The organism is Arachidicoccus ginsenosidivorans (assembly GCF_007971385.1).
Lineage (GTDB): Bacteria > Bacteroidota > Bacteroidia > Chitinophagales > Chitinophagaceae > Arachidicoccus > Arachidicoccus ginsenosidivorans.
In genome coordinates this window covers 571,724-593,769 of the sequence record NZ_CP042434.1, presented here as the reverse complement: position 1 = coordinate 593,769, position 22,046 = coordinate 571,724, and the positions used below count along the sequence as shown (strand labels likewise).

Below are 22,046 nucleotides of genomic sequence, written 5' to 3'. Positions count from 1 at the left end.
CTTTTTGCGATCTGACTAACTGCTATTGGCTGGGGCGTATTTGATTTTCATTCCAGTCGATATCAAAAAAACGAACATATAAGGAATTGCAGTGGAAACTATCCAACCGTTTTAATTCGTAATTAGTTGGCTTGAAAGCGGTTTTCCAATAGTAAAATCCTTTTTTTAAATGGCTTTGTGGAGGTTTATGACAACTGAGGGCCATACAGCTGCCAATCAGAAGGCCAATACTGCCTTTTTTAAGGAATTTTAATTGCATGTAAGAAGTATCGATTATAAAGTTGCCTATTCAAAGATACAAATTAGCCTGAAAATTAAAGGGAGCCAGTCAGCGTTTCTAACCACGGAGAATATCAGCGCTTTAATGGTTAAGCAAACTCTAAGTTGTTAATTACCAATCTTTTTGAATTTATAAGAGATCGTCAGCATAAAATAACGTTTTTGTACGAGATTCTGGGATGTAAAGATTTGATTTTGGAAGGCAAACTGGTAGCTGCCCTTGTTTTGATTGAACAGATCATAGCCGCTTAGTCTTAGCTCGACATTTTCTGCTTTGAAGAAGCTATAGGCCATTGATGCATCACTAAAGTACCATTTGGTTTTCTGACCAGGATTTGGGTTAGACTGTGTATTATAGCGGTTGTTCCACTGAAATACCAGCCGGTGTGTTGGCTTCCATTTTAAATTTAGATAGGTAGTGATGGTATGTGTTTTATTGGTCTGATAGGTGGCATCTTTACTAAAACTGTTGTTGAAATTAATTCGCCAGCCTCCATCGACTTGAATCAGTTCTTTATAAGAGGCGTTGCCATTTAGGTTAAGGTAAATGTTCTGGGTCGTTGTCTGGGTAATGGCATTGTTCAGGTATAAAGGCGTCTTATTTTGCATCGCATAGAGATTGATACCGGTGCCAAGATTAAAATCCTTTTTATGATAACCTTTGTTGATGCCAATATTTAAGGTGTTATTAGCCCCATGCCCATAGTTGATGACAGTTGATCTGGAAATACCTTGCGCATCGATATCTGTTTTGTTTACGATATTATCCTCAGTCCAACGCTGGGTAAAATTCGTGTAAATAGAAAACTGGCTTTTGCGCCAATATTTATTAAAATGAATGGAAAGGTTGCTGTTGGTGGTAGGAGATAGGTCTGGATTGCCGGTTTGGTAATACAGATTGCTGGAACTATCTGTGATCGGTGACAGGTAGTAAGAAGAAGGGGGTTGCATTGATCTGGAAAAACTTACGCCAATGGATTTATAATTGATACTCAGGTCAGGTGATAGAAAATTGTAATGTTTGTCTGTTTGCCAATAGCGGCCTCAGAATAGGTGTTGACAAGCTTATACTGGTAAAATTTACCGCCTATCGTAAAATTCAAATTTGATTTGTCGTCATGGAATCGGTAGGAGAGGTTGGAGTTGAATTGCCCGTTCTCGTGTTTAAACTTAATGGATTGGCCAGGGGTGTATTCATATTGATTTAAAATTGAAAATCTTTGATAAACCTCATCCCCGCTATGGCCTACATCATTATTGTAATGGATAGCGGCCATGAGCATATGCTTTTTGCTGAAGGATTTGTGTATTGAGGCACCAAAATTATAATTACTTGAAGGTAAATGATTGAGTTCATGGCGTAAAATGGAATCAGGAATATAACCTTTTACGTATTGAGTGGTGATATTGTCCACATAATGATCTGCAGCGCTTAGACCAGATGCATAGTTGCCGTTCAAGGAAATATCAATTTTAGATTTGGTGAAGGTTTTGTTGTAATTGATATCAGTGCTTAGGTCCCGCTGAGAATCATGGTTATTATTTCGATAGGAAGTGGTATTGAACAGATCTACATGGGTAGTTTTAGTTTCTGAAAAAGTTGAATTGAAAAAACTACTGGCAGTATGCGTCCAGTCAAAATTGTAGTTCAGATACCCTGTACTATCTTGTTTCCAGGAAAAACCAGCATGGATTTGATGACTGTGGTTGGCATTGTTTGAATTACCAGTAGAGTGAATATAGGAGGTGGAATCTATATAATCAATTTCATTGATTCTTAAAAAGCTGTTTCGGGTTTCGTTTTGTTTATAAAAATATTGCAGGTTGAGCTTAATATCTTTGGTGAAATTATAATTGATATTGGTGCCAGCCAGCGATTTTTTGGGAATGCCTGAAGACCCGTAGCCACCTAAATTATAGCCTTGCTGCCCGCCCATATCTCCTGAACGGTCAAATCCGCCCATTTCGTTGAGATCCTGCATAGAAAATCCCTGACTGCTTTGATTGTTGGAAGTACCTATAAGACTTACTTGTAAAGTATCTCTGAAAAGATTCAAAAGGCCTCCCGTCTCATATCTTTTATCAGTTCCATAACCTGCAAATACTTTACCCAAAATGCCTTGGCGAACCGCTTTTTTAGTTTAAGGTTAATGATTTTAGGAATATCTTCTTTTTGTCTGGTTTCGGTGGCAACCGTATTTTTCTCATCCACGATCTGCACTTTTTTGATGAGCTCCGCCGGCAAATTTTTTAAAAGGACTTTCGGGTCACTGCTAAAGAAATCTTTTCCGTCCACTGTAATTTTACTCACTCTTTGCCCATCGGCATAAATTTCATCATTATTTCTGAATTCTATGCCTGGAAGTTTTTTTAGTAACTCCTCTACCACGGCATTGGGCATCGTTTTGAAAAATTCAGTATTATATTCTAAGGTATCTCCGTTCATTTGTACTGCAGTTGCCGACTGCACAATCACATCTGCGAGTAACCCAGTGTCTGGTTTAAGCGAAATGTAGTGGTGAATCAAGGCTGAGTCAGTGGACTTCACGGGTACGCTTACTGGTATAAAACCTAGTGAGGAGACCACGAAACTGGTTCCGGATTTTAATTTGAGTTTGTTGAAGGTGTACTGGCCTGTGCTGTCCGTGATGCCAAATCCAAGGAATGCCGAATCTTTGTTACGGATTAAAATTATCGATGCCTTTGCGAGGGCCAGGCTGTCAACGTGATTAACGACTTTAAAAGCGACATCTGTTTTTTGTGCATAGAGCGAACGATTGGCGCAAATACTCAAAATAAAGGCCAGACATAAGTAAATTAGCGTTTTGTTCAACTCGGTAATGAGATTTAGTAATAAGATTCTCGAATTTAAGAAATGTATGTGAAATTATAGGGTTTGTATCTATTTAGAAATCATAAAATTATGTTATAGCTATTGGGTGATTTATACAATAATTTATAGTCGACTCCTTTCTTCCTGGTTACCGGATTCTGTTTGGCTGCTTGCTTTTGGTCGCCTTCCAAATTGATATGTCAGTGAAAATACCAAGGATCTGTTTAATTGAAAATGTTCGTAGCTCTGTTTTAAGCCATTGACCTGCGTATAATATGTTGGACAGCTATTTTTAAAAATATCTGTTGCATTCAGTCCAATAGTCCATTGCTTATTGTCTGTGGTATAAAGCAGGCCCAGATCCAGTGAATTATAGGTATTGGTTGTGCCGATATGATCAACTTCAGGAAACTGACACCAGAAATTTACGGCGCCGCTAAAGTTTTTCTTTTTATTAAAATAAAAGGTATTGCCGATGGAAACATACTCTCCCCAGCCCTTTTGATCAGTCACATAATTTAACTTTGATGTGCTCTTTGTATAATACAGATTGAACTGCAAGGCGGCGTCCCACCACTGGACAGGTGTCAGGTTGGCCCTTTCTTGTAACCCCCAGGTGGTGGTGGTTAGGAAATTCAGCGGCGTTCTATATACCAGAAAAGTGTCCAACGAGCCAATTGTCAGGTTGTCAAAACTGTTCGTAGTATGGTGGTAATATATAGAACTGTACAGTAATTGCTTATAACTATGGCCTAATTCCACCTGCGTGGTATATTCAGGTTTCAGGGCAGGATTGCCGTCATAATAGGCGTAGGCGGTAAGCATTGACCTGTATGGATTTAAATTCCAGAAGGTCGGTCGATTGATGCGTCTGTTATATTCTAGCCAGAAATTATTATTGTTACTGGCTTGATAGGTGAAAGACACGGATGGATATAGTTTGATATAGCTATTCTGGTCCGTTTTTCCCAGTAGGATAGAATGCCCGGTCGTTGTGGTGTGCTCCACGCGCACACCACCGTTCAGGGCAATATCTGCCCATTTTTTGGAACCCTGAATATAGACGGCCTGCGTATTTTCGCTGTAGTCGTATATATTGCTTTTGCTACTGTCAAAGACAGGGGAGCCAGTGCCGTGATTAAAGTAGAGGGCATCACTGTATATACTAATGTCACTCAGTTTGAAGCCAAACATCCAGGTTGCAAAGGGAGTGGGTAGGGTTAGATCGGCCTTTGCCGTATAGATCAGAATATTTTGTTTTGCGGTATTTGAAAATATTGCATTTTCTGTACCATCCTCCTTGAGTTCAGGCTGCATGTAGCCCCTGAAATTGGAATAATCGGTTCTAAAGAAGTTAAAATAATCCGCGTCCGCACTAAGGGTGGTGCCTTTCTCGTCCAGCGTTGTCGTGTAATGCAGGTTCAGTGCATTGGTTTTGGCGATTGGATTGTAGGTAGCATAACTTCTGATAATTGAATCCAACTTACCGGTTTTGTTATCGGTAATATAGTTTTTCACATCATCATGTCCATCCAGATGATGGCCTTCCTCTCGGTATCCGTAGTGGTAGCTCATTTGAATCTGGCTTTTTTTGCCAATCTGATACCCTACACCAAGTGTCGCATTATAGTCATCAATGCGGTAAATACCTGTATCATTGAGTGACCAGTTGTAAGTAGGGTAATCAACGCCTATAATCCAGCCCATTAATTCTTTTCGCCGGTTTAAATTGACATTTGCAAAGGCGTTCCATTTATTCTTTTTGAAGTTAACTGAACCATTCAGTATATAATTATTGTAGGTGTTTTGTCTGCCGTAGCTGCCTTGCATAGAACCACTCCAGCCTTCCTGTTTGTTGGTTTTTGTGATAATATGGATAATTCCTGCATTGCCGGCTGCGTCATAATTGGCGCCTGGGCTGGTGATGACTTCTATTTTCTCAATATCCTTGGCAGCTAGCGTGGATAGGTAATTTGTTAGATTATCGGCACTGATTTCCAGTATTTTATCGTTTACCATCAATTTGACTGAACCTTTAGAGACCAATCCGATATCAGTGCCTGTAATCTTGACTCCCGGGATTTTCGAAAGTGTTGTAAGTGCGTTGCCTCCTTGTGCGGTAACACTGCTACCCACATTAAAGGTAATTTTACCTGCCTTCTGGTCAATGGCTTTCTTTTTGCCGGTGACGGTAACCTGGCCGAGCTGTTCGGTGTAGGACGACAAAAGAACGTTGATGACGGTATCCTGGTTAAGTTGGATATAGGTTTGTGAAGGTGTATACCCGACTTTGGAAACTTTTAGAGCGTATAGGCCTTTTTTTAGTCCTGTAAAACTAAAAACGCCATTAGTACTGTTTTGCCCAGAACTGATAGTGGTATCAGATAGCAGCTGGAGACGGACAGCAGTGTTGCTGACATGCTTATTTTGGTCATCGGTAATGTGACCTTGCACGGTTATTTGTGCCATTATCTGGCTGTTCAAAAACAAAATTGTCAGGATGGTTAAAAATAATCGTGTAAAGATGTTCATATATGTGTGGAAATGCGAATATGTTACTAAAACTTCAAATCTACTGTCATTGTGTGGATTAAATTGATAAAGAACCTTAAATATCTTAAGTTTACGCAAACGATTGATTTAGTTGCTATTCGCGTGAATTTTGTAAGGTTTAAAGGAAATTTTATAACAGGTAGGCCCGTAAATAATATACCTTTGGAAGGTATTAAAATCCTTGTTTTTGCGGCAAAAGCAATTTATAGTATCCTGGGTGTTCCTCGCTGTATTAGCTTTGGTTTGTGTGCCAAAGCTAGGGGTGGCCTGCTCTATAAATGATATGGGAGCAAATAAGGTCATGTGTCAGCGTTCTTGTTGTGTTACTAAAAGCAACAATTGGCAAAATACAAGGATGACTGATACATCTGTCAGGCCTGAATCGGGTCATGCAAGGTTGAAGCATCTGAGCGAAATTGCCAACACGACGACCTGTGCAAGTAATGGAGGGCAGGACAGGGAAGGTCATTGTGGCCATGGTTGTCATTGCAGCCTCATGGCAATAAGTCCGCTATTTCTATTTGCAAAATCGGCTATTTATATCCCATTGACTTCCCATCTTCAGCAACGAAGTGTTTTTATACCCCTGAGGTTGCCACCCGGTTTTGATTTTATCTGGCGCCCGCCCAAAATAGGAAATAAATTAATTGGTTAAGGCCAGTAGCGTTTTACCATACTAAAAATGGCCCTTAGGTTTTCGGTTTTCCTATTTTGAATAATTTAAAATCATAATTATGAAAAAGATATTTTGCTTTATGCTCTTGTTATTTATGACAACAATTGTCATGGCAGCAGGGTTTACAAAAAATTACGGAGTTGACTTTACCCCAGTATCAAATACAAATACGAATATTAATACATTAGCATTTAAAACCTCTTTCAACCTTGTTTTGCCAGCCCAGGCAGATTCTCTGATCAGGGTTTATTTAATAGTGAAAAACGCATTGGTGGCGGACAATCCCTCCTTGGTCCGTGAGGCCGGCAAAGCACTGGTCACTACTTTGAAGCAGTTGGAGAAAAGTGCAGATAAAAATACTTTTGGTAAGGCCGGGAATGCAGCCATAAAAAGCGCCTTATTAATAAGTAATGCAGCTGATATTAAGGGGCAAAGAAGTGCTTTTAAGGATTTAAGTGACTCGGTGTACCAACTGGTGAAAAAAAATGGCAGTTCTTCAACGCTGTACTTCGATTATTGCCCGATGGCAAAAGCCAGTTGGCTGAGCGATAAAAAGGCTATTGCTAACCCCTATTATGGTAAGTCAATGTTGAGCTGTGGTACGGTTAAGGAGACCTTGAATCCTTAAAGGATCACAAATCAGTTGTTGGGTAAAATATTGGCGTTCTACCCATTTTTAACAAACAATGTATTTTGTTTCTGATCTATGAAACAAAGGACACTGGTGGGCATTATTCAAGGCGAAGATTGATGGCATGCATGGCTGAAAACTGAATACCAGCCTACCTGAATGCATGGTAATGCCATTTGTCTTCTGCTTTGCAGGTGACTTTAGCGGTGTCTGACATTTTTGATGAACCTTCTAATAATTAATTCAGATGAAAATATATACCAGGCGGTTTATTGGTTTTTTGTTGTTGATGCTAATCATTAGCATTTACAAGGCAAATGCCCAGACTAAACCGACCTTTGATCACGGAAATAATCATGAATTTACACCCTTTAGAGATTTTGCGGTGCCGGTAGCCCGGCCGACATTACCTGGAAGTGAGCCGCCTACGGGCAAACTTTCTAATATGGAGCAGGATATTGCGCAAAGGCCAGTGCAGGCGGCAGGAGCCGGGATTCATTTTGCCCCCGGATCCATTAATGCTAAGACGATCAGGTATGATCTTTATATAACAGACTCCACGGTTAATTATGCCGGGAAAAAAAGCAAGGCCATTGCGGTAAATGGGCAGTTGCCTGGGCCGACGCTTGTTTTTACAATAGGCGATACAGCGCTGATATATGTCCATAATAATACAGATGAACCAACCGCTGTTCATTGGCACGGCGTGCAACTGGCCAATCAAATGGATGGAGTGGCTTATCTGACGCAGCATCCCATTGCTGCGCATACGACTTATATCTATAAATTTCCGGTGGTGCAGGCGGGCACCTACTGGTACCACAGTCATTATGCTTTGCAAGAGCAAATTGGGCTATATGGAGCGCTTATCTTTAATAAAAGAACGGAACCAAACATCCCAACCATCCCAATTGTGTTGAGTGATTGGAGTCATATGAAACCTAAGGAGATAGATCGCAGACTACATACGGCTTCTGATTGGTTCTCCATTAAAAAGCATGCGGTTCAGAGCTATAGTGAGGCTATCGCAGCGGGCAAGTTTGGTGTAAAGCTGCTTAATGAATGGAAAAGAATGAAGGCCATGGATGTCAGTGATGTCTATTATGAGCAATTCTTATTAAATGGCAGCCCTTCCAGCAAGCTCCAAAAATTCAAAGCAGGTGATAAAGTCCGGTTAAGAGTCGTGAACGGGGCGGCCTCCACTTATTTCTGGCTTAAATTCAGCGGTGGAAAATTAATGGTGGTGGCCAGTGATGGGAATGATGTAATGCCAGTTATGGTAGATGACATGATTATTGGTCCTTCAGAGACTTATGATATTGTGGTTACCATTCCTTCAAATAAAAGTTATCAGTTTTTAGCCACAGCGGAAGACAGAACAGGTGCTGCCTCACTATGGTTGGGATCAGGCAGGGCAGTGCCTGCAAAATCCCTGGGTCGCCTTCATTATTTTGAGGGCATGAAAATGATGAATGCAATGATGAGAACCAGCGGGAAGATGGATGATATGGGGATGTCCATGACTTTGCAGACCATGGATATGAATAAAGTCATGTATCCTGAGGGGGAGCAGGCAGCAGCGCATAAATCCATGTCGATACCCGCTATGGGCATGGATGAAAAGCAAAAGATGGATATGGGAGGTCTCGGTCAGAATCAGGGCCATGACGCTAGTCAGTATCGTGATAATAAATCTGATGCTAATGGCGCTGCTATAATATACCGCTGCCCGATGCATCCAGCGGTTGAGTCGGATAAACCGGGCAAATGTCCCAAATGCGGTATGGATTTGGAACCCGTATCTGCAAAAGCGCACACGCAAAATAGGTCTGCTTCCCATGGCAGTGCTAATATTGGCAGTGAAATGGACATGGATATGGCTGGAATGCAAAATAGTGGTGGAGCAGATAGCAATTCCTCTTCCAAGACTTTGAATTATAATATGCTGCAGGCAACACACAGTACCGTATTACCAAAGGGCCCGTGGCGAACTTTTCGTTTTGAACTGACCGGTAATATGAACCGTTATATCTGGACGATTAATAACAAAACCGTGTCGGAGGCAGATAAGATTCTGATAAAAAAGGGAGAGAATTTGCGCATTATCCTTTATAATAATTCCATGATGCGACATCCTATGCACCTGCATGGGCATGATTTTCGGCTCCTGAATCAATATGGAGACCGTGCTCCCATGAAAAATGTAGTGGATATTATGCCGATGGAAACTGATACCTTGGAGTTTAATGCATCAGAAAGTGGAGATTGGTTCTTTCATTGCCATATTCTCTATCACATGATGAGTGGGATGGGTAGAATCTTCAGTTACCAGGATAGTATCGTCAATCCAGAAATGCCGCATCCAGAAATGGGGTATAAAATGTTGAAAATGGATGACCGGATGTTTCATTTAAAGGCTGAAAATGATTTTGCGACCAATGGTAATGATGGGAGCCTGGTCTATGCTAATACGCGCTGGGCTTTCCAGGGCGAGTGGCGACTGGGATATAATAACACGGACGGGTATGAAGTAGAAACGCATTTTGGCCGATATCTGGATCAGATGCAATGGCTATTTCCATATGTGGGGGTAGACTGGCGACATAGACGCCATAAGCAAGAAGAAAAAAGTCTATTTGGCCAGAGCAATACAAAAGATGACCGTAAAGTCTTCCATGTGGGGATGCAATATACGCTGCCATGGCTAATGATATTGGATGGCAGTGTAGATCATCATGGTTATTTCAGGATGCAGTTAAGTCGGGAAGATATTCCACTAACCCCACGTTTAAGGGCAAGTTTTATGGTGAATTCTGACCGGGAATATTCTTTTGGCGGGAAATACATCCTGACAAAACTTTTTTCTGTCTCTTCTCATTACGACAGTGATATGGGATGGGGTGCCGGTATAACTTTGACCTATTAGACATTGAACGGGGCATTTGCAGGCATCAATAGACAGCTACAGGCAGCTTACTTTAAAGCTGCCTGTTTTAAAAGCAGGAAGTAGCTGTGACAGACTATGATTTTGAACCTTGTCAAAAATAAGCGCCAACAGCAAAATCATTACTCTTTGGCAAAATGCACGCTCAGTGATTTTAATTGAAAGCAGTCTCTGGCTGGCTTTTTATCTTGAGGCATCACCATGCGCAAGGGGCCTTTACTCTGAAACAACGGCTGACCATCCATCTGATAGGCGATAATCGGTGGGTGGGCGGTAAAGCTGCTATCGAGTTCTGCCAAAGAATATAGAACCTGATAACCATCTGCACAATCGGCCAATACGTATTTGGTTAGATTTTCTCCTTTAAGGTCGTGGCCAGTAGTGACCCCAGCCTTTGTCAGGACATCCTGCACATAAACGCCCGTATAGCGGTGCGATTTACCATTTTTGTCTTTGACGTCGACTTGGTGTGTTGGGTATTCTTTTAGCTGTTTAATCGTCAAATTTAAAGGAGTTAGCACTTCTCCCTTGATTTGTAAGGCGATATTCGTTGTAGTATTGTTTTGTGCGCTAAGGGCGTTTGATTGTCCGAGACCAAAAAATAATAGGATCAGTGGCAAGGTTATATATCTTAATTTCATCATTAGGATTGTTTTTGAAGCTTGAGGAATCATTCAGTGACGAATTTATTGTTTTTTAATTATTTGTGGTGGTTTTCTGTATAAAAGGATCCGAAAATTGAGGGTTTGTAATAAAGCTGGAGTCTGTCAGCATCTTTAGAAAAGCAAGTAAATCTGCTTTTTCCTGCCGGGTAAATGAGCTGTGCTGTGGCCCCGATACGACGGTTACCGTATTTAAAAACGGACTGAGGGTTTGACTGCTAAGGATGTGATCGCTATAATGATCAAGCACCGCCTCGAGCGTTTTAAACCTTCCGTCATGCATATAGGGCGGCGTGAGTGCAATATTTCTGAGCGTTACCACGCGAAAACGTCCCCTGTCATCATTTGCATTGGTTATGTCGGCTCTGCCAAGGTCCTTAAAAGTACTGTCCAGTCCATTATTCATGTACAGTTCTTCATAAGTCTTTGGCCCCCCCATGACAATGGCTACAATTAGGTCTCCGCGTATAAGCCACTGTGGTGGGATTGCCATAAAACAACTGGATCCCCCTAAGCTCGCTTTGTGTAGGTGTACATTTGCCCTGTAGATACTTGTCATATTTGGCGTTACAGGAAATTAAACCTCGCTCAAACTGTGCGAGCGCCTTTTCGATTCTGTCCTTGGTGATTTTTTCGTCGCCAAAGGCTGCCTTGAATTTCTTACCGTAGAACTTTTTCTCCTTTAGTTTTTGGATGCTTTTTTGGAAGGATTGTCCCATCTCATGTTGGTTGATCATTGGAGTGTCCACTTGATTTTCAAGACCTGTCACCCGACCATCCCAAAAGAAATGCCGCAACCACAGCAAATTGATAAGCGCCATCGTATTGCGGGTTTGCTTTATGCCATCCACGCCCGTGCTAAAGGCTACCGTATCACTGAAAGCATGCTGCTGCTGGTGGCAGGACGCACAGGATATGGTATTGTTTATAGACAGCGCTTTCTCGTAAAACAGCATTCTGCCCAGTTCAAAGCCTTCGATTGTTTGTGGATTGTTCTCAGGGATACTGTAATGGTGCCCAAAGTAGGCCGGGAAAGCCAGCTGCAATGATTGGGGTCTGGCAAGTGTATCTACCGGTAAAAATGGTTGGCTGGATGTAAATGAACAGGCCATAATTGCACCAGCCAAGCTTAGGAGCAGCACCATAAAAACTGTAAATAGATTGACGCCTAATCGCATTGGAGGTTATAATGGAGGTTAATCAAGAAATTTCGGCCTGCCTGCGGATATCCTTCAGTTAATGCATAGTTTTTGTCGAATATATTATTTACGCCTCCTTCCAGAAAGAAGCATTTCCAGCGGTGCAATTTTGCACTGGCATTCATTAAAGTATAGCCATCTGCTATGGTACCATAGGAGGTACTGTAACGTTTGGCGTCCAACGCTGCATCCGCATGTAACGATAAGCAGGAATTAATAGCGTACTGCACAAAAGTGAATAATTTACTTTTAGGGACATCTGTAAAATAGATTGCCGGATTGGTCAGGTTGTTACGTTTGATGTAAGTGTAATTGATGCCTGTAGCAAGTGCTGTCCAGGGATGATAATTTACCCCTAATTCAAAGCCCTTATAGGCGGATTTGCCCCTGAGCATTCTTTCTCTTTAAGCACTTTTGGTGCTTTTACGTGTTGGGCAAGTAAGATGCCCCCTATACAAAGGGGATTACCTGCATGTAGAGGGCATTGCCAAAAGACAATCAACTTTTATGGATGCATGACCCATAGGCGGAGATGATATTATTGAATCTTGTCTATCCTGATATCTGTCAGGTAAGTTGGATAGACTTTTATGGCGCTGTCCATTATTGGCAGTCCTGCTGCATTTAAAGGGTATTGGGTAATACGGGTACGATTATCCTGGATGGACAGGGTAAAACTAAACTGTAATTTTTCAGCATAACTATGTTTTAGCCCGTCATTATCATAAAGAACAATATCGTGATTAGTGAATGTCTCTGGAACATGAACTTCATTAGCACCCTTGCCAAATGGAATCGTAAAACTGGCGAGTAATCGACCTTTTCCATCCCGTTCGCTGTTGACATTAAGTACAGGATCGTCATTTATGCCCGTTTTAATATCTCCTGTGAAATTAGGGTAGCCAATTACGCTGACTCTTTTGCCTTTATTGGCCTTGTTGGTTTCTAATTTAAGTAACTGATTTTGTAACGGATCCACCAAAGTGCCTTTAGTGAGATGTGCATGGCCGCAACCACAGACTAAGGCAGAAGTCGTAATTATTACTGTAGCTAAAAACAAATGGGTTAATTGGCTGTGTTTCATAATGGAAAAATTTAATTGTATAATATTTAGAAGTTTTGAATAGGGTATTTACAACAGAAATAGGCCGCATTACTATATAGGTCCCTTAACGTATATACATAATCAATATATTCAGTTTCCTGTTCTTCATAAAATAGCGTACGTGCTTTCATGTACGCGATATAATAATCTGCCCAGTTATCATAATAGTTTGAGGCCAGTTTATAAAGCCGCTTAAGGTAAGCAATTGTTTCCTCCTTTGTGAGCCAACTAATATTATAACCATACCGGCATACCAGGCCGGCTCTTTCCAGATCCCAGGCGGTTACATTGCCTATGGCGTCAAAACGGATGCGATCAAAGGGATGGTCTTGACCAGTAAATATAGTCTGGCAATTTTTTTCCAGGCAAGTAAATAATTTTCCGGGGCTCACCAAAACACCGTAGGCGAGAGGATTTACATTGCACCTTTGCAGTAAGATAGCATTAATATAATCTGCCTGCTGAGTTTGATTAGGCAGTGTCAGTAATTCCTCAAGGAGTTGCTTGCAGGATACTGAGTCATTTAGCCCCCAGGCGCTACCCAGCAAAGCTATTAAATCTTGAGATGGCAACCTGGATCTAAGGGTCAGACTGTCTCTTTTTTGATTGAATTCCAAAAGTAGTGCGCCGATATTTAAAAAAGGCTCCAGTTGAGGGTCCAATTTATTTTGCTGATAAAAGTTATCCAGTAAAGGCTTTGATTTGAAGAGGTTAAGCATAATAGATGTTTGTAGGGTTTGTTAAAACGGAAGATTTAAAACGATGAAAGATTTTAAAAAATAGCTTCGTTAAATTGTATATGTCTAGCTACTACTATAGGGAGCATGGAGCTATCTTTTAGGTAATAGTGCCAGGAGCCACCTTTTTTGGCAAATATCGGAAAATGAAAACCATACTGCTGCTCATAAACTGGCCAGGAACTTAGACCAATGTCACTGAATACGACCGGTAATATTGTATTTCCCAACCGGTCTATTATGCCGAACAAATTATTTTTTTTGACAATATAGTACTGGCCTTGTTGCTGAGCAATAATTTTACTGTATAAAGGCTGGATGATCTGCCGGCCATTTTGATTGGCGAGTCCGGTCAAGTAATGACCTAGGCTGTCTTGCAAAAGGAGTACAAAACAACTATCCATAAAGTAATCGGAGACTTGTCGATTTTGATCCAGGTCATAACTTGCCGGTATGACTGTCCTGCCCGTGGAATCTAAAAATCCATATTGGAATACACCTCTTTTGTTTTTTCCTTTCAAAATAAGCGAATACCCATTTTTAAAACGCGTGAGGCCGTCATAGATAGCGGGTGCAATAAGGTTGCCATTAGTCGTTAACACACCTGCTTTTTTATGCCCATTGTAAAATATAGCCAGCCCTCGGGTAAAGACATCGATGAAGGTAGGCGCGCCATTTTTGTCATATGGCCCGTGAATGATTTGGCGGGTCGCGGGATTCCAAAGGAAATAATGCGCATTTTTTACGAGAATTGCCATGGTGTCCACATAAACACCTTCAAGGGTATCGCCTGGGGCAGTGTAATAATCCTTGCTTTGACTATTGTAAAAGCGGTAATGATTATTAAATTGCGCATCTCTGGACATGAGTACATATAAAGAATCATTCAACGAATGGATTTCATCATAGGAAGAATCTGTAATCTTATCCCCTTTAAAATCCTGTAGTCCATATTTTAGTCCGGCTTTCACAAGTAATGCCTTGTTGTTCTCTGTTTTATATAAAACGATATTTTTAAGTGGAATGATCATTGTTTTACTCAGGTAGTTGTATAGGCCAAATTGTCCATTTTGCGCAACAATCGCAAGTCCGGCAGGTAGTTTTTCAGTCTCTATGCTGTTGAACTTTGGCTTGATAATCCATTTGCCTGTTGTTACGTCCAATATACCAGATAGCCCGTTTTTTTTAACGACCACAGCGTGTGGAAATTGAGTGGAGAACTGATAGTGCTTAATCTCATCGAAATTAGGGGGGATTAATACTTTTGTAGCAGGATTATACAATCCAAACAGGTTATTTTTTTCAAGTTGGAGAAAATGTACAACAGGACTGTCAATTTGATGATCAGTGGCGGCTGCCTTTATCGCGTCATAATGATCCGGCAATATTTGCCCAATGTGCAAGTTTATCAAGACGTCTTGATAGATCCCGCCAATTTTACGGGTACAAATCAATAAACTGTCATTTGATACCATTGAAATATGGTCATATATGGGTGGCACCAAGAGCTTACCTGTTGTATCTGCTATACCCCAGCCATGCTCGTTTCGGATCTGAACATAAGGCGCTGGCACATTGATCCAGGCCGAATCTGATTCATAAAGGATTTGTGAATATTTATAATCCAGGATGTTTTTGCCTGCGGCATTTACCAAACCATACAAATTGTTTTGTTCGACAAGTTTAAATCCACCCTCTAAATCTATGCTATCCCCGTTATCATTTGGCGCGCATTGACAGGAGTCTACCTTGCCAGTAGTAAGGTTAATCTTCAGCTGCGTATTGTTATGGTAGAGGGCATAGACCATATTACCACTGGTCATATTAATATGGCGATGGTCGTATTGAAATGGCACCCGTATTTTGTTGTGGATATCTACAATGCCCCACTTGCCCTTTATTTTGGCAAATACGTAATCACCTTTATCCTGACAACTATAACAATAATCCATATCCTCATATAGGCAAGGAATTACCAGCGTGCTGTCTTTTTTACTATAAACGCCCCATTTTCCCTGTTGCACTACATTGTAATAATTGCTATCCATCTGCCAGACCTGTTCAAATTTAAGGGGAACTGCGAGGCCATTTTTAGTAAAGATAGATTGATGCCCATCTTTTTTGACAATCCACCCCATTGGATTTCTCGTGTCAATTGTATCGTACAAAGGCCTTAATAGCCAGTGTCCGTCACTGGTTAGTACGCCAAGTTTCTTTTTTTTCTCCACGACAACGTAATAGTGTTCAGGAAGCAAGGTGGTGTCATCTGGAAATTCCCACTTAGTTTTGGCAAGAAAGCCACCCCTTAATATGGAATCAAAGGCAATATGGCCTTCTGGGTCTATATAATGCTGGATATTTTGTGTACGCTGACCGGTGCTGTTTTTGTTTGTTAGTATTCTGGCAAAACCAAACTCAAAATCAGAACCTGCTTCATACTTTCTGGTTTGTGCCTGACCACGACAGCAAAGTATTAGCAATGCCGCAAATACAAATAGTTTTCTGTGCTTTAAATAGGTTAATGGATGCATAAGGTGTATTGAAAAAAGTCAGGCGATAAATTTTATTACATGCGTAGTGATATGAATGGGAACAAATATCAGCCACACATTACGGTCAACCAAATTAAAAGGTGCTACTAATGAACTACATAGCCTCCTGTTTGCGTCTACCATTCGTCTACAGGTGGTTGTAGATATCTGTAAATTAATTAGTTATGATTTTTATGGTTTTGGAAGACGGGGGAGATGCGGGGTAAATATCCTGATGAATAAGGACTACATTTATTAAGCTATATGCAGTTTTGTTCAGCGGTTCATATTATTTTCATGTAAATATTTAATTCAATCTATTTTTAGAATGTTATATATTATCGCTTGCCAATGCAGTTTTTATGAAATTTTGCAAGTCCCAATTTATCCACAACCGCATATAATTTAAACCTCCTTTTAACCAGAAAACATTAAATTTGTAATCCTCATTTTTATTTTTACACTATTTAACGAAAGCAGTATGAAAATTGATAACATTCAAGATAAGATCATTGAAGAGTTTGAACAGTTTTCTGATAGGGCACATCGATTCCCTTATTTTAGAAAACTTATTCAGATTGGCAATGAACTAGCGCCTATTGCTAAAGCGCAATTAGATAAGGAGCATCTTGTAAAGGGTGCCAGAAGTAATATCTGGATTAAAGCAAGTTTGATGGATAACAGGGTGTACTTTACAGCAGAAAGCGATAATGCGATTAGTAAGGGCTTGGTTGGGTTGTTGCTACGTGTTTTTTCTGGCAATACTCCCCGCGATATTATTAATACACATTTGTATTTCTTAAATGAAATCAATATGTACGAAAGACTAAATCAGGATTGGCTCGATGATCTGCAAGCGATTATTCAAAAGATTAAATTACTCACTGCAAAATTGCAGGTCCTGGAAATAAGCAGAGATCATATGGCAGATGCAGTGTAGTAAAACGTAATTTAGGCTTCTAACGATTTGAAAGTAGGATTGTGAATGATTGCTTTGCTTGGGCTGATTGATTGGCATTAATTTATGGGGGATTGAATGACTATTGTCAAACTTTTTTATCTTTATGGGAAGGTAATGTGTTTTTGTGCATATTGCCTTCCGGTATTTTGGGGTATAAGTAACTTCATCCCAGAATATGGCCAACCAATAAGACGCACCTATCTTATTATAAAATATTTGACATGAATTTTTTACGTCGTCACTGGTACGATATCGGGGGCATTTTAGGTATGCTTACACTGATAATGGTTTTGACATTCCTTAGATATTTATCCCATTATCAGTTGTTAATGTGGCTTAGCTTAATATCCTTGTTTTTCCATCAGGTGGAAGAATATCGACTGGTAGGTACCTTCCCGGGTATGGTCAACCATATTATGTTTAATAGCCAGCTACCGGATCGTTATCCTCTAAATACCAATACTGCTTTTATTATAAACGTAATCATAGGTTGGGCGACCTATATTACAGCAGCGATCATCGGCAAGCATGCAATGTGGCTGGGAATGGCGACGATGCTGGTGTCCCTGGGTAATATTATTGCCCATATGTTTGTCTTTAATATAAAGGGCAAAACCTGGTTTAATGCGGGAATGGTCAGCAGCCTTATTTTTTTTGTTCCTTGTGTTTATGGCTATTATAACCTGGTTGTAGCCCGGCATATGGCTTCATTTAGTGATTATTTAATTGGTATCCCACTCGGTATTTTGTTAAATATAGTTGGAATTTTTAAATTGATCAGCTGGTTAGCAGATAAAAATACCCACTATATCTTTAGCCAGCGGCAATTGCTCGCTAAAGATAGGGTGGGTAAGGCTTGATTTTAAGTTGCTGTATTTTGTATATTATTGGAGCTTGAACTTGGCCCCAAGTGCAAACCATCTGGTTGGCATGGGGACTGCGCCTGCTTCTGTATACTGGGCATCGAAAATATTATTGATTGAACTGTAGAGGGTGATTTTGTTGATTTGATAATTTGCCCTAAAATCAGCGACGTCATAGCCATCTGCCAGTTCACGTTTTAAGAGTCGATTTTCTAGCTGGCAGGAGAACTGTCCTATGCCATAATTAATACCAGCAATAAACTGATGCTTCAGGGACTCGAGTGCGTATTTTGACTGCAAATCACTTGACCTGTCAATAATTGGGTTGAGGTAGTTATAGCTCAGGTGATAGCCAAATTTTTGTTTGTGACCAAGGTCAAATGACTGTTGTATTCTTCCATAAATGCCCTGAATCTTATTTTTGCCAAAATTAATGGGTGCGTAAGGTTCACTTTCATTTTCTCTTACCCAGTCAATGAAATCACTGATTGTTCTGTAAAAATAACCGGCCTGGAATTTAAAATTCTTTTTATTGTACTGGATATTACCTTCATAGTTCCAGGCACTTTCAGGCTGAATATCCGGATTGCCTATATTCCCCGGTCGTTGATCTAAATATAGATCCGTAAAAGAAGGAACACGCTCGCCTGAGCCGGCGCTGGCTGAGATTTTCCAATGGGTATCTATTAGATAAGCAAGATCCAAACCGGGATAAAGCTGCCAATTGTAATCGGTGTTATAATTGGCATATAGGCCCACTGAGCCTTCCAGTTTCCTGCCTATTGAGGACTTTAGTTCCGCATAAGCGCCATGGTTTTCTCTTTTGTGTTTGCCGATATTGGAACTACTGATTTTCTCAAATCTGGATTCCCAGCCAATGCCGATGGTGCCAATGGCTGTTTCCAGGCTACTATTGAGTTCAAGCATTAAGGCATTCGTATAATGTCTGGACCTGGCCGTACTTAAATCATCTTTAAAATATCTGTAATCGTCATCACCATATCGATCACTGATTCTTGGAGCCAGTATAAACTTGCCAAATTTATGTCTGGAGGATAAACTAAAGACAGAGGATTTAACGATTTCTGCAGAATTTACATCACCAGGTGCTGCATAAAAACCGTTGGCGCCATAATGACTTCTGGCATATCCGGCCATTGCTTGGATGCTGTTATTATCATTGATGTTGTAATTGCCATCATAGAATATCTTACTGGCTTTCGAGGCTGAATTATATCTTTGGCCGTTATAATTATTTTGTGAGGCAGCAAGCAAATGGTTAACCTTTTTATTACCAAAGGTTCCGGTTAATGCTGCACCACCACCCCAGTAAATACCTGATCCATCCCCTTCGTCTTTGTTTTTAAAAGAACTTCCGCTATGGACATCAATATTTAAGGAAGGGTGATCTAATGTTTTAGTGACAATGTTAATGGCTCCTGTAAGTGCATTGATGCCATAAATTCTGGCAGCGGCACCCCTTAGAATTTCAATGTGATCAATAGCGCTTAAGGGAATGGGAATGTTCATCATATTGTGCGCGGATTGCGCATCGATTAATTTGACTCCATTTAAAAGTACAAGTGTTTGTTCAGATGTACCGCCATCAATAGAAATGTCCGCCTGCGCTCCAAAGGGGCCTCTTTGGCGTATATCTACACCACTTATGTATGACAATACTTCATTAAGTGATCTGACAGGCATTTGCTCAATCTCTTGCTGTGTAACGATTTGGATATCGCGAGTTGCCTGGCTAAATGGTGTCTGGATGCGATTTCCTTGTATAATTACATCATCGAGTTGATTGCTTTGATCTTTTTTTTGTTGCGCAAATGAGAAAAAGGAGGCGAGTACGCCTATCGTAAGAAATATTTTTTTCATAATTAATACTTGCATCTATTGCCCAGTGATCCGATACAATGATTTAAGTTAAATAAAAGCAGCATTGAGTCATGCTGTTAGTGCGCAGCAAATGTAATGTGTCATTATGAATTAAAACACATTTGGGCTAATTAAAATAAAATACAATCGATACTTTTTTCGATGTTTAAACTTTGGTAGATGATAATTAATGGGTTGTTTTTTGCCAGGTAAGCAATAAAAATCTTGGTCTATAAAAAGTAGGTTCTTTACTTAATTTATTTAAAAAATCAAGTGAGTTGACGTTGTAACTGATGAGAAGTTTGCCGGATGGAGATATACTTGGATGTGCCTTTGCGTTATACACTAATAATTTATTGCCAGCCGTTGGTTCTGTACAATGCCAAAGTGTGTCCATTTTGCTAAAAGGGCCATAAGGTGTAGGTGATAGCTTCATACCAATATATGGTTGAATCCCGTCTAACTGATAGATGAGCGCATAACGGCCATCAGGGGTTTTAGTCACACTTAATTCATTTGATACATGTGCTGTAATGTCCTTCAATTGATGGATGTCTTTTTCCCAATTTTGTCCCGTATAATATTCCCAGGTTTTTGGTTTTGTTAAATTCATTTTTGTTGTGCGGGCAACGATTAAGCCCTTATGTATGCCGCGTACACCATAGATATAAATAAAGGGTTCTTCGGCTATGCTGGGCTTATTTTTGGTTTTAAGGTAATTATTTTCCTGGTAAATTCCAGCACCGAAATTTCCCTCGGCAATAACAGGTAACTCGATTGTTTTTATAATATTAAATTGAGGATCAGTTAGCAATAGATCATTAGCAATATCTTTAAAGCCAAAAGGTTCTGAACTGGTGTTGATCATTTTATAGGCAAAGATAGCTAGCGCGGGATCGTCTTTACTTTGCTGAGTTTTATTATCTAAGGCAATGCCATCTCCCAGCCAGTAATATATGGAGTCATCTGAAGATGCGTTTAGTTTTTGCTGGTCGGTTGGCATAAATACAGATCCTGGATGACCTGTGGCTCTTTTTTGCCAATGAAAATGTATTTGTGGGCTATCTGGGCTGACGCCATTTAATATTGCCACTGCATTATGAACCATGGTAAATCCATTGCCTGTTTGATTGCCGTTAACGAGGGTATCTATAATGGAATCACTAAACAGGAATAGAATATTTTTTTCACCTTTTCTGACCATAGGATTTTGAAATCCTGCAGGTAACTGTATGGAATAGATTCCGTCGCCGCCGGTCCAGCCCATCTGACGTTTGAATAATTTTGTCCACCTGTCAGATTTTTGAATGCTATATTTTGATGTTGAATGTGCTTTAGATAAATTCTCTTGCTGAGCGAAAACAGTAGTACTATTTAAGGCGATGATTGCGAGTAAAACATAAGTAATGTATTGCTTTGACGCTTTTAATCCTTTTTGCTTGACTATCATGATTATTGATTTTTTATACAATAATGCAATTTACGGATCAAATCTGGATCGACCGCGATTTGAGGCCCCTAACTGGGTCCAAAGCTGCTTTTTAAAAACGTTGGGTCTAGCAGGTTTTACACTGTGTGGTGAACGATTAGCACGCTGTTAGTAATTGAGTTGATTTATTTAGAGAAAATAATTTGATCACTTTTTTACAGCAAAACCAAATGAAGGTTGCTAAAATTAAGAAATATCCATGTCGAACCCGGCCCTTTTGATGGATCTTTTGGCTGCGTCCAGGGCATAAACAGCCAAATTGAATGGATGGACCGGGACAGGCGTTACATTTTTTAGATCATTCAGTATTTTTTGCGTCTCGTGCAAGGTTAAATTTTCGCATGCTTCGTACATGCCACCTTCCTCTTCTTCAAGTTTGTCGTGCTGGTGCATGATTTGTGCAATTGCATTAATTACTTGCGCAGTAGGAAAGCAAACTAACAGGGAGGTGAGGGCTCCATGGTCCAATCGCAGTTTAGCCTGTAAAGGAAGTGGTATACCGCCGTTGGCTTTTTGAGCCGCCACAAAGAGGATTTTTTCCTCCATTTTAATATGTGTCAATAGTCCAATCCTAAATTCGTGGTATTTTTCTAAAATCACATTATACCTATCTTTTGTGGCCTGCTCAAAGATCGTTTCAATTCTTCTGTGATCACTGGTAAAAAAATCACGGAGTGACCTCTCCTGTTGCCTTTTCATGGG

The 22,046-nt window shown here is 40.3% G+C and carries 19 protein-coding genes; 5 read left to right on the top strand and 14 right to left on the bottom strand.

Going from position 1 to position 22,046, the window contains the following annotated elements; genetic code table 11:
* Positions 1-387: 387 nt before the first annotated feature.
* The 4 genes from FSB73_RS02340 to FSB73_RS02325 form a co-directional block, all read right to left on the bottom strand.
* Positions 388-1,254 carry an outer membrane beta-barrel family protein gene (locus tag FSB73_RS02340; protein WP_262712596.1) on the bottom strand — a complete coding sequence of 289 codons (867 nt, stop codon included), beginning with the start codon at positions 1,252-1,254 and terminating at the stop codon, positions 388-390.
* 17 nt (positions 1,255-1,271) lie between these two features.
* Complete coding sequence (locus FSB73_RS02335) at positions 1,272-2,393, bottom strand: hypothetical protein (protein ID WP_146779963.1); 1,122 nt, start codon at positions 2,391-2,393, stop codon at positions 1,272-1,274.
* Positions 2,333-3,112, bottom strand: coding sequence for a carboxypeptidase-like regulatory domain-containing protein (locus FSB73_RS02330; RefSeq protein ID WP_146779962.1), 780 nt, complete (start codon positions 3,110-3,112; stop codon positions 2,333-2,335). Before FSB73_RS02330 ends, FSB73_RS02335 begins: the two co-directional genes overlap by 61 nt.
* 123 nt (positions 3,113-3,235) lie before the next feature.
* The gene (locus FSB73_RS02325; protein ID WP_158639378.1) at positions 3,236-5,581 is read right to left on the bottom strand and encodes an outer membrane beta-barrel family protein; all 2,346 of its coding nucleotides are present in this window, start codon (positions 5,579-5,581) and stop codon (positions 3,236-3,238) included.
* Positions 5,582-6,020: 439 nt separating this feature from the next.
* On the opposite strand from FSB73_RS02325, the gene FSB73_RS02320 reads away from it, so the two are divergent.
* The 3 genes from FSB73_RS02320 to FSB73_RS23775 all read left to right on the top strand — a co-directional run bounded on the left by FSB73_RS02320 (position 6,021) and on the right by FSB73_RS23775 (position 9,898).
* On the top strand, positions 6,021-6,320 hold the full coding sequence (locus FSB73_RS02320) for a hypothetical protein (RefSeq protein WP_146779960.1): 300 nt from the start codon (positions 6,021-6,023) through the stop codon (positions 6,318-6,320).
* A gap of 79 nt (positions 6,321-6,399) precedes the next feature.
* The gene (locus FSB73_RS02315) at positions 6,400-6,969 is read left to right on the top strand and encodes a DUF3347 domain-containing protein (protein ID WP_146779959.1); all 570 of its coding nucleotides are present in this window, start codon (positions 6,400-6,402) and stop codon (positions 6,967-6,969) included.
* Between the two features lie 250 nt (positions 6,970-7,219).
* Entirely contained in the window at positions 7,220-9,898 is a 2,679-nt protein-coding gene (locus tag FSB73_RS23775) for a multicopper oxidase domain-containing protein (protein ID WP_225974394.1), read from the top strand.
* Positions 9,899-10,038: 140 nt separating this feature from the next.
* On the opposite strand, the gene FSB73_RS02305 is transcribed toward FSB73_RS23775, so the two are convergent.
* The 7 genes from FSB73_RS02305 to FSB73_RS02275 form a co-directional block, all read right to left on the bottom strand.
* Positions 10,039-10,560, bottom strand: a complete 522-nt coding sequence (locus FSB73_RS02305; RefSeq protein ID WP_158639377.1) for a molybdopterin-dependent oxidoreductase — start codon at positions 10,558-10,560, stop codon at positions 10,039-10,041.
* Between the two features lie 52 nt (positions 10,561-10,612).
* Positions 10,613-11,017, bottom strand: a complete 405-nt coding sequence (locus FSB73_RS02300; protein WP_146779957.1) for a cytochrome-c peroxidase — start codon at positions 11,015-11,017, stop codon at positions 10,613-10,615.
* The gene (locus FSB73_RS02295; RefSeq protein ID WP_146779956.1) at positions 10,995-11,756 is read right to left on the bottom strand and encodes a cytochrome-c peroxidase; all 762 of its coding nucleotides are present in this window, start codon (positions 11,754-11,756) and stop codon (positions 10,995-10,997) included. Before FSB73_RS02295 ends, FSB73_RS02300 begins: the two co-directional genes overlap by 23 nt.
* Positions 11,747-12,172 (bottom strand): TonB-dependent receptor, encoded by a 426-nt coding sequence (locus tag FSB73_RS02290; RefSeq protein WP_146779955.1) that lies wholly within the window; start codon positions 12,170-12,172, stop codon positions 11,747-11,749. The genes FSB73_RS02295 and FSB73_RS02290 overlap by 10 nt, the downstream gene beginning before the upstream one ends.
* A gap of 143 nt (positions 12,173-12,315) precedes the next feature.
* Positions 12,316-12,861: a hypothetical protein gene (locus FSB73_RS02285; protein WP_146779954.1), complete on the bottom strand. Its 546-nt coding sequence runs from the start codon at positions 12,859-12,861 to the stop codon at positions 12,316-12,318.
* A gap of 26 nt (positions 12,862-12,887) precedes the next feature.
* Positions 12,888-13,601, bottom strand: a complete 714-nt coding sequence (locus FSB73_RS02280; protein ID WP_146779953.1) for a DUF1266 domain-containing protein — start codon at positions 13,599-13,601, stop codon at positions 12,888-12,890.
* A 53-nt stretch (positions 13,602-13,654) separates the two neighbouring features.
* A complete protein-coding gene (locus FSB73_RS02275; RefSeq protein WP_146779952.1) occupies positions 13,655-16,150 on the bottom strand; it encodes a WG repeat-containing protein in 2,496 nt (831 codons plus the stop codon).
* A 481-nt stretch (positions 16,151-16,631) separates the two neighbouring features.
* Here FSB73_RS02275 and FSB73_RS02270 point away from each other — a divergent pair, with 481 nt between their 5' ends.
* Positions 16,632-17,090, top strand: a complete 459-nt coding sequence (locus FSB73_RS02270; RefSeq protein WP_146779951.1) for a SufE family protein — start codon at positions 16,632-16,634, stop codon at positions 17,088-17,090.
* Between the two features lie 242 nt (positions 17,091-17,332).
* On the top strand, positions 17,333-17,971 hold the full coding sequence (locus FSB73_RS02265) for an HXXEE domain-containing protein (RefSeq protein WP_146779950.1): 639 nt from the start codon (positions 17,333-17,335) through the stop codon (positions 17,969-17,971).
* 24 nt (positions 17,972-17,995) lie between these two features.
* Here FSB73_RS02265 and FSB73_RS02260 read toward each other — a convergent pair whose 3' ends face one another.
* The 3 genes from FSB73_RS02260 to FSB73_RS02250 form a co-directional block, all read right to left on the bottom strand.
* Positions 17,996-19,855, bottom strand: coding sequence for a TonB-dependent receptor plug domain-containing protein (locus tag FSB73_RS02260; RefSeq protein WP_158639376.1), 1,860 nt, complete (start codon positions 19,853-19,855; stop codon positions 17,996-17,998).
* Between the two features lie 187 nt (positions 19,856-20,042).
* Positions 20,043-21,305 (bottom strand): DUF4185 domain-containing protein, encoded by a 1,263-nt coding sequence (locus FSB73_RS02255; protein ID WP_146779948.1) that lies wholly within the window; start codon positions 21,303-21,305, stop codon positions 20,043-20,045.
* A gap of 225 nt (positions 21,306-21,530) precedes the next feature.
* Positions 21,531-22,043, bottom strand: coding sequence for a hemerythrin domain-containing protein (locus FSB73_RS02250; RefSeq protein ID WP_146779947.1), 513 nt, complete (start codon positions 22,041-22,043; stop codon positions 21,531-21,533).
* Positions 22,044-22,046 lie beyond the last annotated feature (3 nt).

What these genes read in the sequence shown, in the direction of transcription:
- FSB73_RS02325 (WP_158639378.1), bottom strand. Translation starts at nt 5,581, where the DNA reads ATGGCACAAATAACCGTGCAAGGTCACATTACCGATGACCAAAATAAG.
- FSB73_RS02320 (WP_146779960.1), top strand. Translation starts at nt 6,021, where the DNA reads ATGACTGATACATCTGTCAGGCCTGAATCGGGTCATGCAAGGTTGAAG.
- FSB73_RS02315 (WP_146779959.1), top strand. Translation starts at nt 6,400, where the DNA reads ATGAAAAAGATATTTTGCTTTATGCTCTTGTTATTTATGACAACAATT.
- FSB73_RS23775 (WP_225974394.1), top strand. Translation starts at nt 7,220, where the DNA reads ATGAAAATATATACCAGGCGGTTTATTGGTTTTTTGTTGTTGATGCTA.
- FSB73_RS02305 (WP_158639377.1), bottom strand. Translation starts at nt 10,560, where the DNA reads ATGATGAAATTAAGATATATAACCTTGCCACTGATCCTATTATTTTTT.
- FSB73_RS02300 (WP_146779957.1), bottom strand. Translation starts at nt 11,017, where the DNA reads ATGGGGGGGCCAAAGACTTATGAAGAACTGTACATGAATAATGGACTG.
- FSB73_RS02295 (WP_146779956.1), bottom strand. Translation starts at nt 11,756, where the DNA reads ATGCGATTAGGCGTCAATCTATTTACAGTTTTTATGGTGCTGCTCCTA.
- FSB73_RS02290 (WP_146779955.1), bottom strand. Translation starts at nt 12,172, where the DNA reads ATGCTCAGGGGCAAATCCGCCTATAAGGGCTTTGAATTAGGGGTAAAT.
- FSB73_RS02285 (WP_146779954.1), bottom strand. Translation starts at nt 12,861, where the DNA reads ATGAAACACAGCCAATTAACCCATTTGTTTTTAGCTACAGTAATAATT.
- FSB73_RS02280 (WP_146779953.1), bottom strand. Translation starts at nt 13,601, where the DNA reads ATGCTTAACCTCTTCAAATCAAAGCCTTTACTGGATAACTTTTATCAG.
- FSB73_RS02275 (WP_146779952.1), bottom strand. Translation starts at nt 16,150, where the DNA reads ATGCATCCATTAACCTATTTAAAGCACAGAAAACTATTTGTATTTGCG.
- FSB73_RS02270 (WP_146779951.1), top strand. Translation starts at nt 16,632, where the DNA reads ATGAAAATTGATAACATTCAAGATAAGATCATTGAAGAGTTTGAACAG.
- FSB73_RS02265 (WP_146779950.1), top strand. Translation starts at nt 17,333, where the DNA reads ATGAATTTTTTACGTCGTCACTGGTACGATATCGGGGGCATTTTAGGT.
- FSB73_RS02260 (WP_158639376.1), bottom strand. Translation starts at nt 19,855, where the DNA reads ATGAAAAAAATATTTCTTACGATAGGCGTACTCGCCTCCTTTTTCTCA.
- FSB73_RS02255 (WP_146779948.1), bottom strand. Translation starts at nt 21,305, where the DNA reads ATGATAGTCAAGCAAAAAGGATTAAAAGCGTCAAAGCAATACATTACT.
- FSB73_RS02250 (WP_146779947.1), bottom strand. Translation starts at nt 22,043, where the DNA reads ATGAAAAGGCAACAGGAGAGGTCACTCCGTGATTTTTTTACCAGTGAT.